The sequence below is a fragment of the Pseudonocardia sp. ZF1 genome, from assembly GCF_056835605.1.
The window spans coordinates 394,496-416,516 of the sequence record NZ_JAJNBY010000001.1; the positions used below are offsets into that span (position 1 = coordinate 394,496).

Sequence of the window (22,021 nt, forward strand, 5' to 3'; positions counted from 1 at the left end):
AGCCCCGGGGGGTCGAGCTGAACCCGCTCGGACCACGTCCGAGCTCGGTCAACTGTAGCCGGAACATGCCGGTCGCGCCCATACTCCGGCCGTGGCCTGCGCCGACCGGTACCGGCGGCGATGTCGCTCTCGACCCCGGCGGGGTGAACTGCGCCACTGACCGGTGGGCGCGTCCGGGCGACCGGTCGCGTACGTTCGATCACCCTCCGCTGCCGGTCATCGGCGTGCTCATACCCCCGGCCGGGCGGTGCGGGGACGGGCGGCGCCCGTCGTGGGGCCGACGGTCGGCGGGGTGTGGAAGAGTCGGGGACCGGGGACGAGGCGCGTCCCGGTTCGGGCAGGCTGGACGTCGTGCCCGAGTTCTCCACAGCCCCCGTCGCACCGGACCGGACCTCCGGCCCCCGGGCGGTGTTCCTCGACCTCGACAACACGATCATCGCCGGGTCGAGTGCGCTGGCGTTCGCGCGTCCGTTCGCCCGCGCCGGTCTGATCGACCGCGCGACCGTCCTGCGCGGGGCGTGGGCTCAGCTGCTGCTCGTGCTCGCCGGGGCGGACGCGTCCACGATGGACACCCTGCGCCGGCGGATGGTGCTGATCTGTCAGGGCTGGGAGGTGGCGCGGGTCCGTGCGATCGTCGCCGAGACGTTGCAGGAGATCGTGGGCCCGCTCGTCTACCCCGAGGCGGTCCGGCTGATCGAGCACCACCGTGCGCAGGGGGCGGAGATCGTGCTGCTGTCGGCGTCGGGGCTGGAGGTCGTCGAGCCGATCGCCGAGCTGGTCGGGATCACGCGCTTCCGGGCGACCCGGATGCACATCGAGGACGGCCGCTACGTCGGGGAGATCGCGTTCTACTGCTACGGGGAGGGCAAGGCCGTCGCTGCCCGGGAGATCGCCGAGGAGCTGGGACTCGACCTCGCGCGGTGCGCCGCCTACACCGACTCGATCACCGACCTGCCGCTGCTGGAGGCGGTCGGGCAGCCGTCCGTCGTGAACCCGGACCGGGAGCTACGGGTGATCGCCCGTGAGCGGGGGTGGCCGGTGCTCGCGTTCGTGCGCGCCGCCTCCCGCCGGGACCGGCTGTTCCGGTTGCGCGACCGGCTGTCCGACCGGTTCGCGGCCGGGGCCCGCGGTGGTGTCCACGCCGGGCGGGCGACCGAGGGGACCGGCGAGGACACCGGTGGGGCCGGTGCGGGCGGGCCGTGGCGGAACCCGGCGCTGCTCGGTGCGGCGGCGGTCGGCGGGGTGCTCGCGGCGCTGGTGGCGGGGGCGGCCGTCGCCCGGTCCGCCCGCGGTGGCCGCTGACGCGACGGCCGGCCTGTGGGCAGGGCGTCGCCGGACGAGCCGAGCGGCGCGCTGCCCGGCTCGTCCGGCGCCCCCCCGCCCGTCCCCGCCGCGACCACCGCGGACCCGACCGCGTCGCGACCGTCGATCAGTACGCCGATGCTGTCCGGGCAGCCTGCGAGCACGCTCGTGTACTGATCGACACGCGGTGAGCGGACTGCCGGGGGGGCGAGGCGCGGGACGGTGCGGAGCGCCCCGAGGAGCGACCGTCGATCAGTGCACGACTGCTGCCCGACCGCCGTCGGACAGCGCTGATGCACTGATCGACGGAGCCGTGCGGCTCGGTGGCGGAATCCGGCCGGTGCGGCGTGGCCGGCCGTGCCGGTGCGAGCCGGCCGGCCGTACCGGTGCGGGTGGCGGGGTGGCCGTGCGGGCAGCGCGGTGCCGGTGCGGGGAGCGGGGTGGCCATGCGGGCAGCGCGGTGGCGGTGCGGGTAGCAGTGCGAGTAGCGGTGGGCGACCCGGCGCCGACGGTGTCGGGCCGGAAAGCGGCCCGGATGCCGCGCGCGACCGCCGACCGGGCGTCGTCGTGCACCCACCCGGCGGCCGTCGACGGTCACCCTGTGCTGCTGAACCGGTGCATCCCGGTGCGAGGGTTGCCCGCATCACGTTCCGGGTCTACGAAGGAGGCACGGACCCCGGCCGGGCCAGGGGCGTCTCGGAGGAGAAGAGGCGTCTCCCCTGACCGGGCTCCGTACGTGGGAACCGGATCACGTCCACGCCGAGCACGCCGCGGGAGGCATGTCGTCGTGGGCCTGCGAACCGGGACGCCGGGCGCCGAGGCCGCACAACACGACACGTAGTGCACGCCAGGACGCCGGTTCCCACGTCGGGCCGGGTGGCGCCCCTCGGGGCGCCACCCGGCTCTGTCGTGTTCGAGCCCGGCTGGAGTGCGGGAGCCCGACCGGGGGCAGCGCCTCGACCGGGGTGCAGCGGCTCGACCGAGGGCGCGCGAGGCCCGTGCCGAGTGCGGGGCTCAGCCGGACTGCGCGGCGGCGATCGACAGGCCCTCCCGGCCGCCCGCCTCCCACTCCGCGCAGGTGTGGACGATCCAGCGGGCCAGACCGTCGGGCGTCCCGGACGCGAACGCCGCCGCGGCCTCCCGGTACTCCGCGGTGCGGCGCAGGAACCCCACCTCGGGCACCGACAGACCGCGCGGGTCCAGCCCGGTCGACATCGCGGTCAGCCGGGCCGCGGCCCGGGCCACGACGCCGTCGGCGGTGCCGAACGGGGCCAGGGTCAGCAGCTCGCCGTGCACGACGGCGACCAGCACCGGTGCCGGCACGGAGGTGCCCCCGCCGATCAGGTCGGCCAGCGCCGCGAGCCGTCCCGACGTCGCCGGGCGCGGCCTGCCCAGCACCTGCTCGTGCTCGGCGGCGGGCACGAGGTCGCCCGCGGCCAGCACGTGCAGCCGGGCGAGCCCCTGCAGCGGTGCGCGCCCCCAGGTGTCGAGGAGCTTCGCGCGCTCGTCGGCGATCCGGACGGCGCCGGCGAGGACCGGGTCCGAGACGTGGTCGGCGGTGACCGGCCGCAGCGGGGCACCGTCGACCGCGGCGGAGGAGCGGGCCGCGCGCAGGGCGGCCTCGGCCGCCGTCGCGGGCCAGCCGCGCCGGTTGACCGGCTGGTTGTGCACCTCGGTGGCCGCGTCGCGGGCGCGGGAGACCGCCTCGGGGACGCCGGGGAGGGCGGCGAGCGGGGCGAGCGGATCGGCTGCTGCGGGGCGGGCCATGGGCGTCATCGTCCCAACCCGTGGGTTACCGTCGGGTAGTACCCCTGCGGTGCGGACCGCTCGGCGACCGGTCGTGGTGATCCACCGACCGCCGGACGTCCGTCCGTCCACCGCCGGGGGTCCCGCGAATCCCCGTGACGCACCGGGGAGCGGCCCCCGACCTGCGCGGACGGTCAGGTGCAGCCGTCGTGTCCTGTCCCTACCTGTCCCGACAGACGGTGCACGGGCCACGACGTTTCACTAGCGTCGTACAGCACACGTGTGCGCACACCGAGTGCGACCGAGGCCGCCACACCGGCCCGAAGTGACCCGCCGCGTCGAGGAGGACACGAGGACATGGCCGAGTCCGAGAAGAGCTCTGCGCTCAGCGCACTCTCCACCGAGAGCCGGTCGTTCCCTCCGCCGGAGGCGTTCGCCGCGCAGGCGAACGCCACCGCCGAGTGGTACGACCGCGCCGATGCCGACCGCGAGGGCTTCTGGGCCGAGCAGGCGGACCGTCTGCACTGGACGACGAAGTGGGACCGGGTCCTCGACTGGGAGCCCCCCTTCGCGAAGTGGTTCGTCGGCGGCGAGCTCAACGTCGCCTACAACTGCGCCGACCGGCACGTCGAGGAGGGCAACGGCGACCGCGTCGCCATCCACTGGGAGGGCGAGCCCGGCGACTCCCGCACGATCACCTACGCCGACCTGCAGCGCGAGGTCTCCAAGACCGCCAACGCGCTGACCGAGCTGGGCGTCGGCAAGGGCGACCGGGTCGCCATCCAGCTGCCGATGATCCCCGAGGCCGTGTTCTCGATGCTGGCCTGCGCCCGCCTGGGCGCGCTGCACAGCGTCGTGTTCGGCGGGTTCTCCCCGGGCGCGCTCAAGGCGCGCATCGAGGACGCCGAGGCCAAGGTGCTGATCACCAGCGACGGCCAGTACCGCCGCGGCAAGCCGGCACCGATGAAGGAGAACACCGACGAGGCCGTCGAGGGCACCTCGATCGAGAAGGTCCTCGTCGTCAAGCGGACCGAGAGCGACGTGCCGTGGACCGACGGTCGCGACGTGTGGTGGCACGACGCCGTCGACGGTGCCTCCGACCAGCACACCCCGGAGTCCTTCGACTCCGAGCACCCGCTGTTCATCCTCTACACCTCGGGCACCACCGGGAAGCCGAAGGGCATCCTGCACACCTCCGGCGGCTACCTCACGCAGTCCGCCTACACCCACAACGTGGTGTTCGACCACAAGCCGGGCGAGAGCGTCTACTGGTGCACCGCCGACATCGGCTGGGTCACCGGGCACACCTACATCGTCTACGGGCCGCTCGCGAACGGCGCCACGCAGGTGATGTACGAGGGCACGCCGAACACCCCGCACGAGGGCCGGCACTGGGAGATCGTCGACAAGTACAAGGTCTCGATCTACTACACCGCCCCGACGCTGATCCGCACGTTCATGAAGTGGGGCGAGGACATCCCCGCGAAGTACGACCTGTCCTCGCTGAAGGTGCTCGGCACGGTCGGCGAGCCGATCAACCCCGAGGCCTGGATGTGGTTCCGGGAGAAGATCGGCAAGGAGAACTGCCCGATCGTCGACACCTGGTGGCAGACCGAGACCGGCTCGCAGATGATCGCGCCGCTCCCGGGCGTCACCGCGACCAAGCCGGGCTCGGCCATGCGTGCGCTGCCGGGCATCTCCGCCACGGTCGTCGACGACACCGGCACCCCGGTCGGCAACGGCGAGGGCGGCTACCTGGTCCTCGACAAGCCGTGGCCGTCGATGCTGCGCGGCATCTGGGGCGACACCGAGCGCTACAAGGACACCTACTGGTCCCGCTTCGCCGAGCAGGGCTACTACTTCGCCGGTGACGGCGCCAAGTACGACGACGACGGCGCCATCTGGCTGCTCGGCCGCGTCGACGACGTCATGAACATCTCCGGGCACCGCATCTCGACCACCGAGGTGGAGTCGGCGCTGGTCAGCCACCCGACGGTCGCCGAGGCCGCGGTCGTGGGCGCCTCGGACGAGACCACCGGCCAGGGGATCGTCGCGTTCGTGATCCTGCGCGGGAGCGCGTCGAAGGACGAGGCGAAGGGCGAGGAGGCCATCAAGGCGCTCCGCGACCACGTCTCCAAGGAGATCGGCCCGATCGCCAAGCCGCGCCAGATCCTGGTCGTGGAGGAGCTGCCGAAGACCCGCTCCGGCAAGATCATGCGCCGCCTGCTGCGCGACGTCGCCGAGAACCGGGACGTCGGCGACGTCTCGACCCTCGCCGACTCGTCGGTGATGGACCTGATCTCGTCCGGCATGAGCGAGTCCAAGGAGGACTGACCCTCCGGTCCCGGTGGCCCCGGGTCCCGTGCTCACCGCACGGGGCCCGGGGCCGATCGGCGACACTGGTCGGTGTGGACGACCCGATCGAGGTGCGGCGGGGCTTCGTCGTGCCCGCCCGCGAGCTGCACTGGCGGTTCTCCCGTGCCTCGGGGCCCGGTGGGCAGGGCGTCAACACCACCGACTCGCGGGTGGAGCTGTCCTTCGACCTCGCGGCCTCGCCGAGCGTCCCCGACGACCTGCGCGACCGCGCCCTGTCACGGCTGGCGAACCGGCTCGTCGACGGCGTGCTGACCGTCGTCGCCTCCGAGCACCGCAGCCAGCTCCGCAACCGCGAGGCCGCCCGCGGGCGGCTCGCGACCCTGCTCGCTGAGGCGACCGCGGCGGGCCCGCGCACCCGTCGCCCGACCCGTCCGACGCGCGGTTCGCAGCGTCGCAGGCTCGCCGCCAAGAACCGGCGCGGTCAGATCAAGAAACTGCGCGGCCGCCCGGACGAGTGAGGCCGTGTCCCCGGCGTGGCGCAGCCGAGCGGGTCGCCGGGCCCCGTGGCACGATGGCGGCTCACCGAACGACGGCCGTCCGGGGGATCCCCAGCGCCCCGGGTAGGCGAGTGCACCAGCAGGAGGGAAGACGGTGGCCAGCAACAGCCAGTCGGGCAACGCGGAGGTTCCGCCGGTCCTGCCCTCGATCCCGCTCACCAACGAGCCGGGGCCGCGCGACGCGTCCCTCGGTGCCCTCGCGAAGGACGTCACCACCCACCTCTCCACCCTGGTCCGGTCGGAGGTGGAGCTCGCCAAGGCCGAGGTCACGGCCGAGGTGAAGAAGGGCGTGCAGGGCAGCGTCTTCTTCGTGATCGCGGCGGTGGTCGGGCTGTTCAGCCTGTTCTACCTGTTCTTCACCCTGGCCGAGTTCCTGTCGCTGTGGCTCAACCGCGCCGCGGGCTTCGGGATCACGTTCCTGTTCATGCTGCTCGTCGCCGGCCTGTTCGGCTTCCTCGGCTACCTGCGGGTCCGCAAGATCCGCAAGCCCGAGCGCACCATCGACTCGCTCAAGGACTCCGCCCAGGTGCTCGCCCAGCGCGGTCACCGCGGTGACCGCGACAACGTCCGCGAGATCGCCGACGGCACCTCCGGGCGGCACGCCGCCGCGGGCTGATCCGGCGTGTCCGCGGCGACCGGTACCCCGCCCGACCCCTCGGTCGTCCGGGTGCCCGGTCCGTGGACGCACCGTGCGGTGTCGGCCAACGGCATCCGCATCCACCTCGCCGAGTACGGCCCGCCGACCGGCCCGCTGGTCGTGCTGCTGCACGGCTTCCCGGAGTTCTGGTGGACCTGGCGCCACCAGCTCCTCGCCCTCGGCGACGCCGGCTACCGGGTCGTCGCACCCGACCTGCGCGGCTACGGCGACACCGACAAGACCCCCCGCGGCTACGACCTGTGGACCCTCGCCGGTGACTGCGCCGGGCTGATCCGGGCGCTCGGGGAGCCGCGTGCCCACGTCGTCGGGCACGACTGGGGTGCCGCGATCGGCTGGACGGTGGCGACGCTGCACCCGCGGCTGGTCGTCTCGCTCACCGGGCTCGGGGCGCCGCACCCGGTCGTGATGCGTGACGCGGTGCTGCGCGACCCGCTCGGGCAGGGTCGCGCGAGCCGCTACATGGCCGGGTTCCAGCTGCCGCGGCTGCCGGAGCGTTCGCTGCGTGCCGACGGCGGCGCCCGGGTCGGGCGGATCATGCGGGCGTGGGCGGGTCCGGAGTGGGTCGCCACCACCGACTTCGGCGACGCCGTCGCCCGCAACGCGGAGGCGATGCGGATCTCCACCGTCGCCCACTGCAGCCTCGAGTACTACCGCTGGTCGATGCGTTCCCAGGTGCGCCCCGACGGCCGCCGGTTCGCCCGCGAGCTCTCCCGGCCGGTCGGGGTGCCGGTGCTGCAGGTGCACGGCGCCGACGACCCGTGCGTGCTCGACACCACCATGCGCGGCGACGAGCGGTTCGCCGGCGGCGGGCTGACCCACCACACGCTCCCGGCCACCGGGCACTTCCCGCAGCAGGAGCACCCCACCCACGTCACCGCGCTGATCGGGGCCCACCTGCAACGCTGCGACGGCTGAGCGGACACCGGTTCCCCGTTGTCCGACGTGCACGGATACGCTCGGCCACCGTGCGGATCCTGATCGTGGGAAGCGGTGCGCGTGAGCACGCCATCGCCGTGGCTCTGGCGCAGGACCCGGAGGTGACGGCGCTCGCTGTCGCCCCGGGCAACGCGGGGACGGCCGCGGTGTCCGAGCAGCTCGGGCTCGACGTCACCGACAACGGCGCCGTCGTCGACGTGGCGCGGACCTGGCAGGCGGACCTGGTGGTGGTCGGGCCGGAGGGCCCGCTGGTCAACGGTGCGGCCGACGCGGTGCGCGAGGCCGGCATCCCCTGCTTCGGTCCGAGCGCCGAGGCGGCTCGGATCGAGGGGTCCAAGGCGTTCGCGAAGGCCGTCATGAGCGCGGCCGGGGTGCCGACGGCCTCGTCGGTCGTCGTCGACAACCCGGCGCACCTCGACACCGCGCTGTCGGTGTTCACCCCGCCCTACGTCGTCAAGGACGACGGGCTGGCCGCGGGCAAGGGCGTCGTCGTGTCCGGCGACATCGAGGTGGCCCGCGCGCACGCCCTCGGGCTGCTCGACGCCGGCCACCCGGCGCTGCTGGAGTCCTTCCTCGACGGGCCCGAGGCGTCGCTGTTCTGCCTCGTCGACGGCGCCACCGTGGTGCCGCTGCTGCCCGCGCAGGACTTCAAGCGCGTCGGCGACGACGACTCCGGCCCCAACACCGGTGGCATGGGCGCCTACTGCCCGCTGCCCTGGGCGGGCGAGGACCTCGCCGAGGAGTTGGTCGCCCGGGTCGTCGCGCCGGTCGCCGAGGAGATGGTGCGCCGCGGTACCCCGTTCACCGGGCTGCTCTACGCCGGTCTCGCGCTGACCTCGCAGGGCCCCGCGGTCATCGAGTTCAACTGCCGCTTCGGGGACCCGGAGACCCAGGCCGTGCTGGCACTGCTGCGCACCCCGCTGTCGCAGCTGCTGCTCGCCACCGCGACCGGCGCCCTCGCCGACCAGCCCGCGATCGAGTGGGCCGACGGGTCGGCGGTGACGGTCGTCGTCGCCGCGGAGGGCTACCCGGCCACCCCGCGGCTCGGTGACGTCATCAGCGGCGCCGACGGGGAGGGCGTGCTGCACGCCGGTACCCGTCGCCGCGACGACGGCGCGGTCGTCTCCTCCGGCGGGCGCGTCCTGTCGGTCGTGGGCACCGGCTCCGACCTCGCCGCCGCCCGGGCCGAGGCCTACGCCCGGCTGGAGCCGGTCCGCCTCGCGGGTTCGCACCACCGCACCGACATCGGGCTGAAGGCCGAGCGCGGAGAGGTCAGCGTGCCCGTCGCGCAGGCCTGATGTTGCGCGGGCGTTACCACCGTATGGCGTAACCCCCATAGTCCGAATGGCCTGACCTGGCCCTCCGTACCTCATTGTTCGATGATCATGAAGAGCCGGTAAAACCGGACACCAGGGTTTGATCTCCACCGGTTCGTCGAGGAATCGTCCTGTGGCACAGGGACACAGCCCGTGTCCCTGAACCACAGGAGGATCACCATGGCCCACGCTCCCCAGCAGGCCCGTCGTCGTCGCGCCCTCGCCCTCGTGGGTGGCGTCGTCGCCGCGCCGCTCGCCGCCCTGGCGCTCACCGGCACCGCGCAGGCGGCCGAGCTGACCCCGGTCGCCGAGTACCTCGACGACACCGTCGCCGACACCGACGCGCAGATCGGCGCCGTCGTCGACGCCCTGGGCTTCGAGGCCGAGTGACACCGGGCGGGCCCCGCGCCCGCCCCGGTTCGTGACCGACCGCGCGCCCGGGAGTGGGCTCCCGCCCGGGCGCGCGGTCCGGTCCCGTGCCGGGCCGCCGCCTAGGCTCGGCGGCGTGACCCGCCTGACCGTCGCCGCCCGTGCCGCCGTCGCCCCGTTCCACGTCATGGACGTCTGGGCGGCCGCCGCCGAACGGGCCCGCACCCACGGCGACCTGATCAACCTCTCGGCCGGGCAGCCGTCGACCCCGGCGCCGGAACCCGTGCGCGCGGCCGCCGTCGCCGCGGTGCAGTCGGAGGTGCTCGGTTACACCGTCGCCCCCGGCATCGCGGAGCTGCGCGAGGCCGTCGCCGGGCACTACCGGCGCGCCCGGGAGCTGGAGGTCGACCCGGGCGACGTCGTGCTCACCACCGGGTCCTCCGGCGGGTTCCTGCTGGCCTTCCTCGCCGCGTTCGACGCGGGTGACCGCGTCGCCATGGCCCGCCCCGGCTACCCCTGCTACCGCAACATCCTCGCCGCGCTGGGCTGCGAGGTCGTCGAGCTGCCGTGCGGGCCGGCGACCCGGTTCCAGCCCACCGTGGAGATGCTGGAGGCGCTCGACGAGCCGGTGAAGGGCCTGATCGTGGCCAGCCCGGCGAACCCCACCGGAACCGTCCTCGACCCCGCCGAGCTGGCGGCGCTCGCGTCGTACTGCGAGGAGCGTGGCATCCAGCTCGTCAGCGACGAGATCTACCACGGCATCACGTTCCCGGGCAGCCCCGCGACGAGCAGCGCCTGGGAGACCTCGCGGGAGGCCGTGCTGGTCAACTCGTTCTCGAAGTACTTCTCGATGACCGGCTGGCGCCTCGGCTGGCTGGTGTGCCCGCCGCGGCTGCGCCGCACCGTGGAGGGGCTGGCCGGCAACTTCACCGTCTGCCCGCCCGCGCTGCCCCAGCACGCGGCGCTCGCCGCGTTCGACGAGGCGAGCTACGCCGAGGCCGACTCCCACGTCGTGCGCTACGGCCGTAACCGGGACCTGCTGCTCGACGGCCTGCGCGGGCTCGGGATCACCCGGCTCGCCCCCGCCGACGGCGCGTTCTACGTCTACGCCGACATCGCGCACCTGCTGCGCGAGGGCGAGGACTCGATGGCCCTGACCTACCGGCTGCTCGCCGACACCGGCATCGCCGTCGCACCGGGGCAGGACTTCGACCCGGTCGACGGCGGCGCCTACATCCGCTTCTCCGGCGCCGGGACGCCCGAGGGCATCACCGAGGCGCTGGAGCGACTGCGGGCCTGGGTCTGAGCCGGCCTCAGAGCACCAGCTCGGGCTTCACCGCCGTCGCCGTCCACACCCGCTTGCGGTATGCCGCGAACGTCGCCAGCGCCAGCGCCCCGGCGAACCAGGCCAGCAGCACCGGCACCGCCGTCCCGACGACACCCGCCAGCTCACCGCCGTACATCAGGTGGCGCAGTGCGTCGACGGCGTAGCCCATCGGCATCACGTGGTGCACCGGGTAGAGCGGCCCGGGGATGGTCTGCCACGGGAACGTTCCGCCCGCCGAGACGAGCTGCAGCACCATCAGGACGAGCCCGAGGAACTGCCCGACCGCGCCGAGCAGGGCGTTGAGGGCGTGCACGATCGCGGTGAACGTCATCGAGGTCAGCCACAGCAGCGCCAGCGTCGCGAACGGGTGCACCGGGGTGATCCCCAGCAGCAGCGACACCACCGCGTACATGCCGGTGACCTGCACGACTCCCAGCAGGCCGGCCGGGATCCAGCCGCCCAGCGCGATCCGCAGCGGGCTCTGCCCGGCCGCGATCGCCCGTCGGGACAGGGGCTGGACCAGCAGGAACAGCACGTAGCCGCCGATCCAGGTGGCAAGTGCCATGAAGAACGGGGCCAGCCCGGCGCCGTAGGTGTCGGCCTGGGAGTAGGCGACGTCGCGGGTGGCGACGGGGTCGCCGATGTTCGCGGCGGTGGCCTCCCGGACGCCCGGGGCCGGGTTCGGGATGTCGTCCAGGCCCGAGGCCAGGCCGTCGTGCAGCCGCGTCGCGCCGGTGGCGAGCTCACCGGTGCCCGAGTCGAGCCGGCGCGCCCCGTCGGCGAGCCGGTCGGTCCCGTCGACCGCGGTGCGCTCCCCGGCGACGAGCCGGTCCGCCCCGGTCCGCAGCGCGGTGGCGCCGGTGGACAGCTGCGTGGCGCCGTCGGAGAGCTTCCGGACGCCGCCGGACAGCTCGGTCGCGCCGTCGCGCAGGGTCCCGGCGCCGTCGGCGGCGCTCGCGATGCCGCTGCTGAGCTGCGGGGCCGACGCGGCGAGCTGCTCGGCGCCGTCGGCGACCCGCCCCGCGCCGGAACCGAGGCGGTCGAGCTGCCCGGACACCTGCTGGACGCGGGCGTTGCCGTCGACCAGCGGCTGCTTCGCGGTCGACAGCGCGGCCAGGGCCTGCTGCACCTGCTCGTCGGTGAACCCGCGCTCGCGCAGGTTCGCGGCGATGGTGCCGTCGGCGGCGTCGAGCTGGTCGGCCAGCCGGGCGCTCTCCTGCGCGACCCGGTCCCCGGCCGCGGCCAGCTGCGCGTTGCCGTCGGCGACCTGGCGGGCGCCGTCGGCGAGGCGCCGCGACTGCGCGGGCAGGTCGGCGGTGGCCTGGCGCAGGGTGCCCAGCCCGGTCGCGAGCTCCCCGGCGCCCGCGGACAGCCGGTCCGCGCCGGACGCGGCGGTGCCCGCCCCGGTGGCGAGGGTCCCGGCCCCGGTCGCGAGCTCGCCCGCGCCGCCGGCGAGCTGCTGGGCGCCGTCGAGGAGCGTCCGCTGCCCGGTCGCCAGCTCACCGGCGCCGGACGCCAGCCGGGCGGCCCCGTCGTGGGCGGTGGCCGCGCCGTCGGCGAGCTTCCCGGCGCCGTCCGCGGCCTCCTGGGTCCTGGTGTGGATGGTGGAGAAGCCGGTGAGGAACCGGTCCGCGGCCTGCGTCCCGACCTCCTTGGCGACCGACTCGCGGACCCGGGTGGTGAGGGTGTCGGCGATCGTGCGGGCCAGGTAGTTGTTGGCGTCGTTGGTGGTGAGCACGAGGATCCCCTGGCGCGGGGTGAACTCGCCGGAGGACTGCAGGGCCGCGGTGAAGTCGCGCGGGATCGTCACGGCGAAGGTGTAGACGTTGTCGCGGACACCGCGGTCGGCCTCGGCGGCCGAGACCCGGTGGAAGTCGAACGAGCCGGAGTCGGTCAGCTCCGTCGCGACGTCCTGGCCGACGTTCTGCGCCTTACCCTCGGCGTCGGTGCCGCCCGCGTCGTCGACGACGAGCGCGGCGGGCACCTGGTCCAGGCGGGAGTAGGGGTCGCCGTTGGCGTAGAGGTAGAAGCCCGCGTAGAGCATCGGGATCATCAGCAGCGCGAGCACGGCCAGGACCGGCAGCCGCCCGGCGGTGATCCGCCGCAGCTCGCTGATCGCCATCCTGATCGCGCTCATGAGGTCCGCTCCGTGCTCTCGTCGCCGTCGGTGGTCCCGGGGGTGAGGTCGGGCCCGGGCAGGATCGCCGTGCCCGCGTCCCGCGGGGGCTCCCCGGTGTCGGGCGGCGGAGCGTCCGCGGTCCCGGCGGGGCGGCGGCGCAGCAGCCGCCGGGTCCAGCCCTGGGGCAGGTCGTCGGCCCCCTGCGGTGCGACGACGGTCAGCGGCCCCGTCGGGTCCTCGGGCCTGCTGTGCCGCCCGGGGGGCTCCGGCAGCGCGCCGGCGTCGCCCCCGCCGAGCCGCACCGCGGGCACCCCCAGCAGCGCCGCCGACCCCTCGGTGCAGGTCACGACGACGGCGAACCCGGCGCGGGCGTGCTCGGAGGCGACCTGCCACCAGGTCACCGGGGTGCCGCCGTGCCGGTCCGGCGCGGTCAGCACGAGCACCCGCACCCCGGGCCGGGACGCGGCCAGCGCGGTCATCAGCCCGATCCGCACGGGCGCGGGCACGTCCTCGAACCGCGAGCGCACCCAGGTCTGCGCGCCCCGCGCGCCCAGCCACTCGGTCACCGCCCGCGGGGTGGTGCCGCGCCCGGCCATCGCCAGCTCCTCGCCGACGACGGTCCGCAGCGGCAGCACCGGCTCCGGCTCGCTGACCCCGGGCGTGTCGACGACGGCGACGGCGCGACGCAGGCGGCGCGGGTCGTCGTCGCCGTCGAGGGTGACGGTGCCGTGGTCGGGCCGCATCCGCCCGGCCAGCGCCAGCGCCAGCGCGGTGTGCCCGGAGCCGGGGGTGCCCGCGACCAGCAGCACTGAGCCGGGGACGGTGCGCAGCGAGGTCGACGCGAGCAACACCCCGTGGGTGCCGTCGACGGCGACGCCCTCGGCGACGAGCGCGGCCTCGGGGGCAGGGGCGCCCTCGGGGACGGCGGTGGCCTCGGTATCGGGAGCGGGCGAGGGGGCGGAGCTGGTCATGACGGTCCTGCTGTCCTGGGCGCCCCGGGCCGCACGACACCCGGCGATCGCGGGTCCGCGCAGCTCACCGGCGCCGGTCGTGGGTCGGAGCCACCGGCGCCCGGCGGTGCGTACGCACGGGCGCGACGGCGGCGGAAGCCTAGGCCGACGCCTGCTCCGGCGTCCGGCCGTCGCCCAGTGTGGACCCGATCGTGCGGGCCGACTTGACCTCGGACGACAGTGACTTGACCCGGCGCGACACTGTGACGGCGGCGACGAGCGACGTCCGGAGCGCCCGGCCCGGGCGCTCCGGTGCCGGGGACGGAGGGCGACCCGGAGCGCCGGCGGAGGGCGGCGCGGGGTGGGACCGGGGGTTCAGCCGCCGAGGGCGGTGCGGGGCAGCGGCGCAGGGCCGCCGGGGGAGCCGGTGCTGGACGGGCCGACCTCGCCGATCCGGTCCAGCGCCGCCTTGATGTGCTTGTCGCCGACGTCGCGGTGGGTCATCAGCCGCAGCTTGCCCGCGATGGCGCCGGCGCGGACACCGGCCTCGGCGAACGCGGCGATCGTGCCGCGCACGTCGGCCACGTCCACCAGCACGATGTTGGTCTGCGGCTCGCGGACCCGCCAGCCGCGCTCGCGCAGTCCGGCGGCGAGCCGCGTCGCCAGGTCGTGGTCCTCGGCGAGCCGGTCGATGTCCTCCAGCGCGACGAGCCCGGCCGCGGCCAGCACCCCGCCCTGCCGGACGCCGCCGCCGAGCATCTTGCGCAGCCGCCGGGCGTACTCGACGAACTCCGCCGACCCCGCGACGACCGACCCGACCGGCGCGCCGAGCCCCTTGGACAGGCACACCGCGACCGTGTCGGCGCCGACGGTCAGCGCGCCCGGCGGGACCCCGAGCGCGACCGCGGCGTTCCACAGCCGGGCGCCGTCGAGGTGCACCGAGAGCCGGGCGGCCCGCGCCGCGGCGGCGACGGAGGCGTGCTCCTCCGGTGCGGTCACGGTGCCGCCCGCGGAGTTGTGGGTGTTCTCCAGGCACAGCAGCACCGGGCGCAGGGAGGCGTAGAAGCCGTCGTCGGCGGCGGCCCGGCGCACAGCGGACGCGGTGACCTTGCCGGGGCCCGCGTCGTGCGGCAGCGGCCGCGGCATCCCGCCGGCCAGCCACGCGGCCGTGCCCAGCTCGAAGTCGAGCACGTGCGCGCCCTGGGGGGCGAGGAAGGAGTCACCGCGGCCGAGCCTGCTCATCAGCGCGATCAGGTTCGCCATCGAGCCGGTGGGCGTCCACAGCGCGTCGGCGGCGCCGAGCAGGCCGGCGACCCGTTCCTCCAGCTCGCGCATGGTGGGGTCGCCGTCGAGCACGTCGTCACCGACCTCGGCCTCGGCCATCGCCCGGCGCATCGCCTCGGTCGGCAGCGTGACGGTGTCCGATCGCAGGTCGACGGGCTCGCCGGGGGCCGGGGCGGCCGCCGCCCCGCGCGCACCACCGCGCGGTGACCAGCGGCTTCTGGGTGACGGACGCACACCACCAGTGTGTTCCATCCCCGCGGCGGTGAGAACGGCAGGGTCACGAAACGGTCACGGTCACCCCGTCCGACCTGGGCGTCGAGTCCGGTATCTCACTCGTCCGGACGGGCCCCGTCTTGGCACTATGTGGCGATGGCGGCCCCGAAGCAGACCGAGAAGGGTGAGCGTCGCCGCGCCCTGCTCGTCGCGGCGGCCGCGGAGCTGCTCGCCGAGAGCGGGTTCGACGCGATCCGGCACCGAGCCGTCGCCGAGCGCGCCGGGGTGCCGCTGGCGGCCACGACCTACTACTTCTCCTCGCTGGAGGACCTGGTGTCCGCCGCGCTCGACCGGCTCGCGCAGACCGAGCTGGCCGACGCCCACGACTGCCTCGCCCGGCGCGACGACCCGGCCGAGATCGTGCTCGACCTGCTCCTCGGGCCGCGCTCGCGCACCGACGGCCTCGACGCCGTCCTGGGCCGGTTCGAGCGGCTGATCGGGTCCGGCCGGCGCCCGTTCCTGGCCGGGCTGCTGCGCGCCCAGCGCGTCGAGTTCGACGCCCTGCTCGACGAGGCGCTCACCCGCGCGACCGGCCGTCGCCCGGGGCCGGGGGAGGTTCGCAGGCTCACCGCGCTCGTCGACGGCGTCGTGCTCACCGCGCTGATCGAGGCCGACCCCGACCCGCGCGCGGTCGGCCGGAAGGCGCTCCACGAGGTGCTGGAGTCCCTGCCCCGGGTGTGAGGCCGCGCTCCCGCCGGTCACAGGGCCCCCACCAGCCATTATCATCGCGCCACGTGATTCCCAACGTGCTGGCCGCGCGCTACGCGAGCCCCGAGCTGGTCCGCCTCTGGTCTCCGGAGTACAAGATCCAGCTGGAGCGACGGCTGTGGATCGCGGTGCTCCGCGCCCAGCGCGACCTCGGCATCGAGGTGCCGTCGTCGGTCGTCGACGACTACGAGGCCGTCGTCGAGCAGGTCGACCTGGGCTCGATCGCCGCCCGCGAGCGCGTCACCCGGCACGACGTGAAGGCCCGCATCGAGGAGTTCAACGCCCTCGCCGGCCACGAGCACGTGCACAAGGGCATGACCAGCCGCGACCTCACCGAGAACGTGGAGCAGCTGCAGATCCGGCTGTCGCTGGAGCTCGTCGCCGACCGGACCGTCGCGGTCCTGGCGCGGCTCGGGCGTCGCGCGTCGGAGTACGCCGAGCTGGTCATGGCCGGGCGCAGCCACAACGTCGCCGCGCAGACCACCACCCTGGGCAAGCGGTTCGCCTCCGCCGCGGACGAGCTGCTCGTCGCGCACGCCCGGCTGGAGGATCTGCGTTCGCGCTATCCGCTGCGCGGCATCAAGGGCCCGATGGGCACCAGCCAGGACATGCTGGATCTACTGGGCGGCGACGCTGAAGCCTCGGTGAAGCTCGAGGACCTGGAGCAGCGCGTCGCCACCCACCTGGGGTTCGCCGAGGCGTTCACCAGCGTCGGGCAGGTCTACCCGCGCTCGCTCGACCACGACGTCGTCACCGCGCTGGTGCAGCTGGCGGCGGCGCCGTCGTCGCTGGCCACGACGATCCGGCTGATGGCGGGCGCCGAGCTCGCCACCGAGGGCTTCGCCCCCGGCCAGGTCGGGTCCAGCGCCATGCCGCACAAGATGAACGCGCGTTCCGCGGAACGCATCAACGGCCTCATGGTGATCCTGCGCGGCCTGTCGGTCATGACCGCCGAGCTCGCCGGCTCCCAGTGGAACGAGGGCGACGTCTCCTGCTCGGTGGTGCGCCGCGTCGCGCTGCCGGACGCGTTCTTCGCCCTCGACGGCCTCTACGAGACCACGCTGACCGTGCTCGACGAGTTCGGCGCCTACCCGGCCGTGATCGCCCGCGAGCTCGACCGCTACCTGCCCTTCCTCACCACGACCGCGGTGCTGATGGCCGCCGTCCGCGCCGGGGTCGGCCGGGAGACCGCGCACGAGGTCATCAAGGAGCACGCGGTCGCCGTCGCACTGGCGATGCGCGAGCAGGGCCAGGCCGACAACGACCTGCTCCAGCGTCTCGCCGGCGACGACCGGCTCGGCCTGCCCGCCGGCACGCTGGACCGGCTGCTGGAGGACCCGCTGCGCTTCACCGGCGCCGCGTCCGCGCAGGTCGCGGCGGTCAACGAGAAGATCGCGGCGATCACGGCGAAGCACCCCGAGGCCGCCGCCTACACCCCCGGAGGGATCCTGTGAGGCTCGTCCACTCCGGCAAGGTCCGCGAGCTCTACCTCGACGAGTCCCGCGACCCGGCCCAACTGCTGCTCGTGGCCTCGGACCGGCTGTCGATCTACGACGTCGTGCTCCCGACGCCGGTCCCGGACAAGGGCGCGATCCTCACCGCGCTGTCGCTGTACTGGTTCGAGCGCACCGGCGACCTCGTGCCCAACCACGTCATCGGCACCGACGACATCCCCGACGGGTTCGCCGGGCGCGCCGTCCGCTGCCGTCCGCTGGAGATGCTGCCGGTCGAGTGCATCGCCCGCGGCTACCTCACCGGGCTCGGACTGAAGGAGTACCAGCGCACCGGCGCCGTCTCCGGCGTCACGCTGCCCGCCGGCCTGGTCGAGGGCTCGAAGCTCCCCGAGCCGATCTTCACCCCGACCACCAAGGCGCCGGTCGGTGAGCACGACGAGTTCATGACCTTCGACGACGTCGTGGCGCAGCTGGGCGCCGACACCGCGGCCCGGCTGCGTGACCTGACCCTGGAGGTCTACCGGCGCGGCGCGGAGTCCGCGGCCGAGGGCGGGATCATCGTCGCCGACACCAAGCTGGAGTTCGGCCGGGACACCTCCGGCGAGATCGTCCTCGGTGACGAGGTGCTCACCCCGGATTCGTCGCGGTTCTGGCCCGCCGACTCCTACGAGCCCGGCCGGGTCCAGTTCTCCTTCGACAAGCAGTACGTCCGCGACTGGTCCGCCGGGCTGGACTGGGACCGCACCGCCCCCGGCCCCGAGGTGCCCGACGAGGTCGTGAAGGTCGTCCACGACCGCTACGCCGAGGTCTACCGCCGCATCACCGGCACCCCCTGGGTGTCGCCCACGGCCTGACCCCGGCCGCACCCACACCCCTTGTCCGGCATTCACACCCCTCTCGACGGGTGTGGACGTCGGACAAGGGTGTGAACGTCGGGTGTGATCGGCTCGTCGACGGGACCGGTCGTGCGGCACGCCCTTCTGGGCCGAACCCGCTTACCCGGTAAGCGAGTTCTCGGCCGACCACAGCGGACCGTGGAATGGTCGTCCGGGCGGCGGTCCGACCCGAGCGCCCGCCCTCCGGAATCCGCTTACCGGGTAGGCAGATCGGCGGACGGGCAGGAGCTCGGTGTGACGGCGCAGTGTGCTCCCGTGTGCCGAGCCGGCCGGCGACGCCTACTCGGAACCGGGTGGATGGCGCGGTCTGCGATCACGGACATGTGCTGCCCCGCCGTCCGACGTCGTCGGTGGGTCAGACGGGGCCGAGGGCGTCGAGCAGGGCCTGGGCGGTCGGGGTGTCGGTCACCAGGCGGTTGAACAGGCCCGCCCGCGCCCCGCCGACGATGCTCGGCACCTTCTCCTCCCCGACGGCGACGGCGATCGTCCGCGGCACCCGTCGCAGTTGCTCCGGGGAGATCCGCACCATCCGGTCGCTGCCCGGGAAGGCGATCGGGCGGCCGTCGGCGCGGTAGAAGTTCAGGCAGACGTCGCCGACGCCGTCCTGGAGGCCCTCGTCGTCGAGCGGGACCGAGGTCGAGATCGACGCGCGGCCCGCGGGCGGGGCGCCGACACCGACCAGCGCGGCCTGTGCGCGCATCCAGAACCCGGTGACCCGCCGGAACTCCGGGTCCTCGGCGAGCGTGCGGCTCATCGCCGGTGACGGCATGGCCTGGGTGAACAGGAAGTGCGGGCGTCCGTGTCCGCGTTCGGCGACCGACCGGACGATCTCGTTGGTCTGGTGCCACGCCTCGGGTTCGGCGACCCCACCGACGGTCGGCACGATCTCGCAGCCGGCCAGCGCGGGCAGCGTGGTGTGGCTGAGCTCCCACACGGTGCGCCCGGACGAGACGAGCAGGACGTCGCCGGCGCGCAGCCCGGCCTCCCGCAACGCCTCGCCGACCGGCTCGGCGAGCGACTGACCGAGGTCGGTGGTGGGCCGCGGGGCCAGCCACACCCGGTCCAGCCCGAGCGCGGCGGCGAGCCGGGGTGCGTCGTCGCCGCCGGTGTGCAGCGAGTCCGGGTCGTGCACGGTGATCTGCACGATCCCGACCCGGCGGGCCTCGGCGAGCAGCCGGGAGACGGTCGGACGCGACACGGTGAGCCGGTCGGCGATCGCGGCCTGGTTGAGCTCGTCGACGTAGTACAGCCGCGCGGCCCGGTGCATCAGCCCCAGATCGCGCCGGGAGACGTCGTGCGGCGCCATCGCCACCTCCTCCGCCGGTCCGGATCGGTACCAGTCAAGCGTACTGCACGTTTGTTCAAGTCGGAACCGATGTGTTGACGGATGTTCACATCGGAACGCATGCTCAAGGCCAGTCGCATGCAGCACCCCGCATGGCACCAACGGAGGTTTCGTCGTGGGAGAGAACATCCCGACCCGGATGCAGGCGGTCGTCGTGCACGGCCCCGAGGACTACCGGCTGGAGGAGGTGGACGTCCCCCGGCCCGGCCCCGGCGAGCTGCTGATGCAGGTCGAGGCCGTCGGCGTGTGCGCGAGCGACCTGAAGTGCTACCACGGCGCCGCGAAGTTCTGGGGCGACGAGAACCGCCCCGCCTGGGCCCAGACCGGTGTCACGCCCGGTCACGAGTTCGTCGGCCGGATCGTCTCCGGCGACGACGAGGGCCTCGCCCTGCACGGCGTGTCCGTCGGTGACCGCGTCGCCTGCGAGCAGATCGTCCCGTGCGAGCAGTGCCGCTACTGCCTGCGCGGCCAGTACTGGATGTGCGGGCCGCACGACATGTTCGGCTTCCGGAACTTCGACGGCGCGATGGCCCAGTACATGCTGGTCCCGACCCGCGCCCGGGTGCACCGCGTCTCGCCGGACCTGGAACCGCAGCACGCCGCGTTCGCCGAGCCCCTGTCCTGCGCGCTGCACGCCGTCGAGCGGGGCACCATCGGGTTCGACGACGTCGTGGTCGTCGCCGGGTGCGGCCCGATCGGCCTCGGCCTGATCGCCGGCGCCCGCGCGAAGAACCCGCGCCTGCTGATCGCGCTCGACCTCGACGACGAGAAGCTGGAGCTCGGCCGCCGCACCGGCGCCGACCTCACGATCAACATCTCCCGCGAGGACGCCGTCGCCCGGGTCCGGGAGCTCACCGAGGGCTACGGCGCCGACGTCTACCTGGAGGGCTCGGGCGCCGTCCCGGCCGTCGCCCAGGGACTCAACCTGCTGCGCAAGCTCGGCACCTACGTCGAGTACTCGGTCTTCGGATCCGAGGTCACCGTGGACTGGTCGATCATCTCCGACGACAAGGAGCTCGACGTCCGCGGCGCCCACCTCGGCCCGCACTGCTGGCCCGCCGCGATCAAGATGCTGGAGGACGGCAAGCTCCCGATCTCCGACATCTGCACCCACCAGGTGCCGCTCGCGGAGTTCCAGAAGGCCCTCGACCTCGTCGGCGACACCTCCGGTGCGTCGGTCAAGGTCTCGATCCTCCCGAACGCCTGAGGGGTCGACGATGAGCAGCGCCGCTCCGCAGCACGAGACCTTCCTCGACCGCATCGGCATCCCGCACTCCCTGCGCTGGGGCTTCCTCGGCGTGCTGGTCTTCATGACCGGCAACGGGACCGAGTCCAACTTCATCTCCCCGCACATCGAGGCGGTGCTCGGCTCGCCCGAGGCGACCGTCGCGACGATCATCACCGGCTACAGCCTGGCCGTGCTCGTCGCCAGCTATCTGTCCGGTGCGCTCGCCGACCTGTGGGGCCCGCGCCGCGTCATGACCCTCGGCGTCGCCGTCTGGGTCGTGTTCGAGGTGCTGTTCCTGCTGAGCCTGCAGATCGGCAGCCTCCCGCTGGTCGCCGCCACCTACTTCCTGCGCGGCTTCGGCTACCCGCTCTTCGCGTTCGCGTTCCTGGTGTGGATCAACGTCGTCACGCCGTACTCGCGCAACGGCGTCGCCGTCGGCTGGTTCTACGTCATGTTCACCGGCGGCCTGCCCACCCTGGGCTCGCTGTTCGCGCTCGGCATGATCCCGGCCTTCGGCGGGGGCACCGGCGGCGAGACCGCCGCGATGGTCGGCTCGACCGCGCTCGTCGTCGCCGGGTACCTGATCGCCCGCTTCGGGGTGCACGAGCCGCACGCCACCCGTCGGCTCGCGCCGGCCGGGGAGACCACCGGCCAGGTGCTCAGCGCCGGGCTGCGGCTCACCGCGGCCAACCCGAAGATCCTCATGGGCTTCCTGGTCCGGCTGATCAACACCGCGCCGCAGTACGGCATGTTCATCATCCTGCCGACCGTCATCGCAGTGGACCTCGGCTGGGGCCAGAGCCGCTGGCTGACCATGACCGTGTTCGTCTACGCGACGAACATCCTGGTCAACGCGGTGTTCGGGGCCGTCGGCGACCGGTGGGGCTGGCGCCGCACGGTGCAGTGGTTCGGCGTCTTCGGCTCCGCCGTCGGCCTGCTGCTGTGGTGGTACGTCCCGCAGCTCGTCCCGGCCGGCTCGACCTGGGGCTTCTGGGTCTCGGTCGCCGCGGGCTGCGTGTTCGGCTGCCTGCTCGCCGGGTTCGTCCCGATGGGCGCGATCATGCCCGCGCTCGCACCCGACCACAAGGGCGCCGCTATGGCCATGTACACGACCGCCGCGGGCGGTGCCGCGTTCCTCGGGTCCGGCGTCGTCGCGCTGATGCTCGGGGTCGGTGCCGGGAACGTCGGTGTCGTGTGGGCCTCGTCGCCCTCTACGCGGCCGCCTTCGTGATGGTCT

Annotated in this window: 18 protein-coding genes; 13 read left to right on the plus strand and 5 right to left on the minus strand. The window is 74.1% G+C overall.

Annotated elements, in window-relative coordinates; genetic code table 11:
• Positions 1 to 294: 294 nt before the first annotated feature.
• A complete protein-coding gene (locus ZF1_RS02035; protein ID WP_482636355.1) occupies positions 295 to 1,302 on the plus strand; it encodes an HAD family hydrolase in 1,008 nt (335 codons plus the stop codon).
• 1,014 nt (positions 1,303 to 2,316) lie between these two features.
• On the opposite strand, the gene ZF1_RS02040 is transcribed toward ZF1_RS02035, so the two are convergent.
• On the minus strand, positions 2,317 to 3,069 hold the full coding sequence (locus ZF1_RS02040) for an oxidoreductase (RefSeq protein ID WP_208823431.1): 753 nt from the start codon (positions 3,067 to 3,069) through the stop codon (positions 2,317 to 2,319).
• A gap of 336 nt (positions 3,070 to 3,405) precedes the next feature.
• Between ZF1_RS02040 and acs the strand changes: the two genes are divergently transcribed.
• From acs to ZF1_RS02075, 7 genes are all read left to right on the plus strand, one after another.
• Positions 3,406 to 5,382, plus strand: a complete 1,977-nt coding sequence (gene acs, locus ZF1_RS02045; protein WP_357438558.1) for an acetate--CoA ligase — start codon at positions 3,406 to 3,408, stop codon at positions 5,380 to 5,382.
• A gap of 74 nt (positions 5,383 to 5,456) precedes the next feature.
• Positions 5,457 to 5,882, plus strand: a complete 426-nt coding sequence (gene arfB / locus ZF1_RS02050; RefSeq protein WP_357438556.1) for an alternative ribosome rescue aminoacyl-tRNA hydrolase ArfB — start codon at positions 5,457 to 5,459, stop codon at positions 5,880 to 5,882.
• A 133-nt stretch (positions 5,883 to 6,015) separates the two neighbouring features.
• Entirely contained in the window at positions 6,016 to 6,537 is a 522-nt protein-coding gene (locus ZF1_RS02055; protein ID WP_073575814.1) for a phage holin family protein, read from the plus strand.
• Between the two features lie 6 nt (positions 6,538 to 6,543).
• Complete coding sequence (locus ZF1_RS02060; RefSeq protein ID WP_357438553.1) at positions 6,544 to 7,494, plus strand: alpha/beta fold hydrolase; 951 nt, start codon at positions 6,544 to 6,546, stop codon at positions 7,492 to 7,494.
• A 50-nt stretch (positions 7,495 to 7,544) separates the two neighbouring features.
• Positions 7,545 to 8,813 carry a phosphoribosylamine--glycine ligase gene (purD, locus tag ZF1_RS02065; RefSeq protein ID WP_357438550.1) on the plus strand — a complete coding sequence of 423 codons (1,269 nt, stop codon included), beginning with the start codon at positions 7,545 to 7,547 and terminating at the stop codon, positions 8,811 to 8,813.
• Positions 8,814 to 9,011: 198 nt separating this feature from the next.
• Positions 9,012 to 9,221: a hypothetical protein gene (locus ZF1_RS02070; RefSeq protein ID WP_139282823.1), complete on the plus strand. Its 210-nt coding sequence runs from the start codon at positions 9,012 to 9,014 to the stop codon at positions 9,219 to 9,221.
• A 166-nt stretch (positions 9,222 to 9,387) separates the two neighbouring features.
• A complete protein-coding gene (locus ZF1_RS02075) occupies positions 9,388 to 10,506 on the plus strand; it encodes an aminotransferase class I/II-fold pyridoxal phosphate-dependent enzyme (RefSeq protein ID WP_357438679.1) in 1,119 nt (372 codons plus the stop codon).
• Between the two features lie 7 nt (positions 10,507 to 10,513).
• Here the strand turns inward: ZF1_RS02075 and ZF1_RS02080 are convergent, their stop codons facing one another.
• The 3 genes from ZF1_RS02080 to ZF1_RS02090 all read right to left on the minus strand — a co-directional run bounded on the left by ZF1_RS02080 (position 10,514) and on the right by ZF1_RS02090 (position 15,027).
• Complete coding sequence (locus tag ZF1_RS02080) at positions 10,514 to 12,664, minus strand: YhgE/Pip family protein (RefSeq protein WP_357438547.1); 2,151 nt, start codon at positions 12,662 to 12,664, stop codon at positions 10,514 to 10,516.
• Positions 12,661 to 13,617 (minus strand): ATP-binding cassette domain-containing protein, encoded by a 957-nt coding sequence (locus ZF1_RS02085; RefSeq protein ID WP_357438544.1) that lies wholly within the window; start codon positions 13,615 to 13,617, stop codon positions 12,661 to 12,663. Before ZF1_RS02085 ends, ZF1_RS02080 begins: the two co-directional genes overlap by 4 nt.
• A 354-nt stretch (positions 13,618 to 13,971) precedes the next feature.
• On the minus strand, positions 13,972 to 15,027 hold the full coding sequence (locus tag ZF1_RS02090) for a threonine aldolase family protein (RefSeq protein WP_073575938.1): 1,056 nt from the start codon (positions 15,025 to 15,027) through the stop codon (positions 13,972 to 13,974).
• A 222-nt stretch (positions 15,028 to 15,249) separates the two neighbouring features.
• Between ZF1_RS02090 and ZF1_RS02095 the strand changes: the two genes are divergently transcribed.
• The 3 genes from ZF1_RS02095 to ZF1_RS02105 are packed head-to-tail and all read left to right on the plus strand — an operon-like array spanning position 15,250 to position 18,169.
• Positions 15,250 to 15,834 (plus strand): TetR/AcrR family transcriptional regulator, encoded by a 585-nt coding sequence (locus ZF1_RS02095; RefSeq protein WP_357438542.1) that lies wholly within the window; start codon positions 15,250 to 15,252, stop codon positions 15,832 to 15,834.
• A 53-nt stretch (positions 15,835 to 15,887) separates the two neighbouring features.
• Positions 15,888 to 17,315, plus strand: coding sequence for an adenylosuccinate lyase (gene purB / locus ZF1_RS02100; protein ID WP_357438540.1), 1,428 nt, complete (start codon positions 15,888 to 15,890; stop codon positions 17,313 to 17,315).
• Positions 17,312 to 18,169: a phosphoribosylaminoimidazolesuccinocarboxamide synthase gene (locus ZF1_RS02105; protein ID WP_100879353.1), complete on the plus strand. Its 858-nt coding sequence runs from the start codon at positions 17,312 to 17,314 to the stop codon at positions 18,167 to 18,169. The genes purB and ZF1_RS02105 overlap by 4 nt, the downstream gene beginning before the upstream one ends.
• 397 nt (positions 18,170 to 18,566) lie before the next feature.
• Here the strand turns inward: ZF1_RS02105 and ZF1_RS02110 are convergent, their stop codons facing one another.
• Positions 18,567 to 19,517: a sugar-binding transcriptional regulator gene (locus ZF1_RS02110; RefSeq protein WP_100880795.1), complete on the minus strand. Its 951-nt coding sequence runs from the start codon at positions 19,515 to 19,517 to the stop codon at positions 18,567 to 18,569.
• A 154-nt stretch (positions 19,518 to 19,671) separates the two neighbouring features.
• Between ZF1_RS02110 and ZF1_RS02115 the strand changes: the two genes are divergently transcribed.
• Together ZF1_RS02115 and ZF1_RS02120 are read left to right on the plus strand one after the other, a co-directional pair.
• Entirely contained in the window at positions 19,672 to 20,763 is a 1,092-nt protein-coding gene (locus ZF1_RS02115; RefSeq protein ID WP_482636356.1) for an alcohol dehydrogenase catalytic domain-containing protein, read from the plus strand.
• 10 nt (positions 20,764 to 20,773) lie between these two features.
• On the plus strand, positions 20,774 to 22,015 hold the full coding sequence (locus ZF1_RS02120) for an RbtT/DalT/CsbX family MFS transporter (protein WP_482636357.1): 1,242 nt from the start codon (positions 20,774 to 20,776) through the stop codon (positions 22,013 to 22,015).
• The last annotated feature ends 6 nt before the right edge of the window (positions 22,016 to 22,021 follow it).

Coding starts and splice junctions, on each gene's coding strand:
- ZF1_RS02110 (WP_100880795.1), bottom strand. CDS start 19,517: ATGGCGCCGCACGACGTCTCCCGGCGCGATCTGGGGCTGATGCACCGG.
- ZF1_RS02085 (WP_357438544.1), bottom strand. CDS start 13,617: ATGACCAGCTCCGCCCCCTCGCCCGCTCCCGATACCGAGGCCACCGCC.
- ZF1_RS02080 (WP_357438547.1), bottom strand. CDS start 12,664: ATGAGCGCGATCAGGATGGCGATCAGCGAGCTGCGGCGGATCACCGCC.
- ZF1_RS02040 (WP_208823431.1), bottom strand. CDS start 3,069: ATGGCCCGCCCCGCAGCAGCCGATCCGCTCGCCCCGCTCGCCGCCCTC.
- ZF1_RS02070 (WP_139282823.1), top strand. CDS start 9,012: ATGGCCCACGCTCCCCAGCAGGCCCGTCGTCGTCGCGCCCTCGCCCTC.
- ZF1_RS02095 (WP_357438542.1), top strand. CDS start 15,250: ATGGCGGCCCCGAAGCAGACCGAGAAGGGTGAGCGTCGCCGCGCCCTG.
- ZF1_RS02075 (WP_357438679.1), top strand. CDS start 9,388: ATGGACGTCTGGGCGGCCGCCGCCGAACGGGCCCGCACCCACGGCGAC.
- ZF1_RS02120 (WP_482636357.1), top strand. CDS start 20,774: ATGAGCAGCGCCGCTCCGCAGCACGAGACCTTCCTCGACCGCATCGGC.
- acs (WP_357438558.1), top strand. CDS start 3,406: ATGGCCGAGTCCGAGAAGAGCTCTGCGCTCAGCGCACTCTCCACCGAG.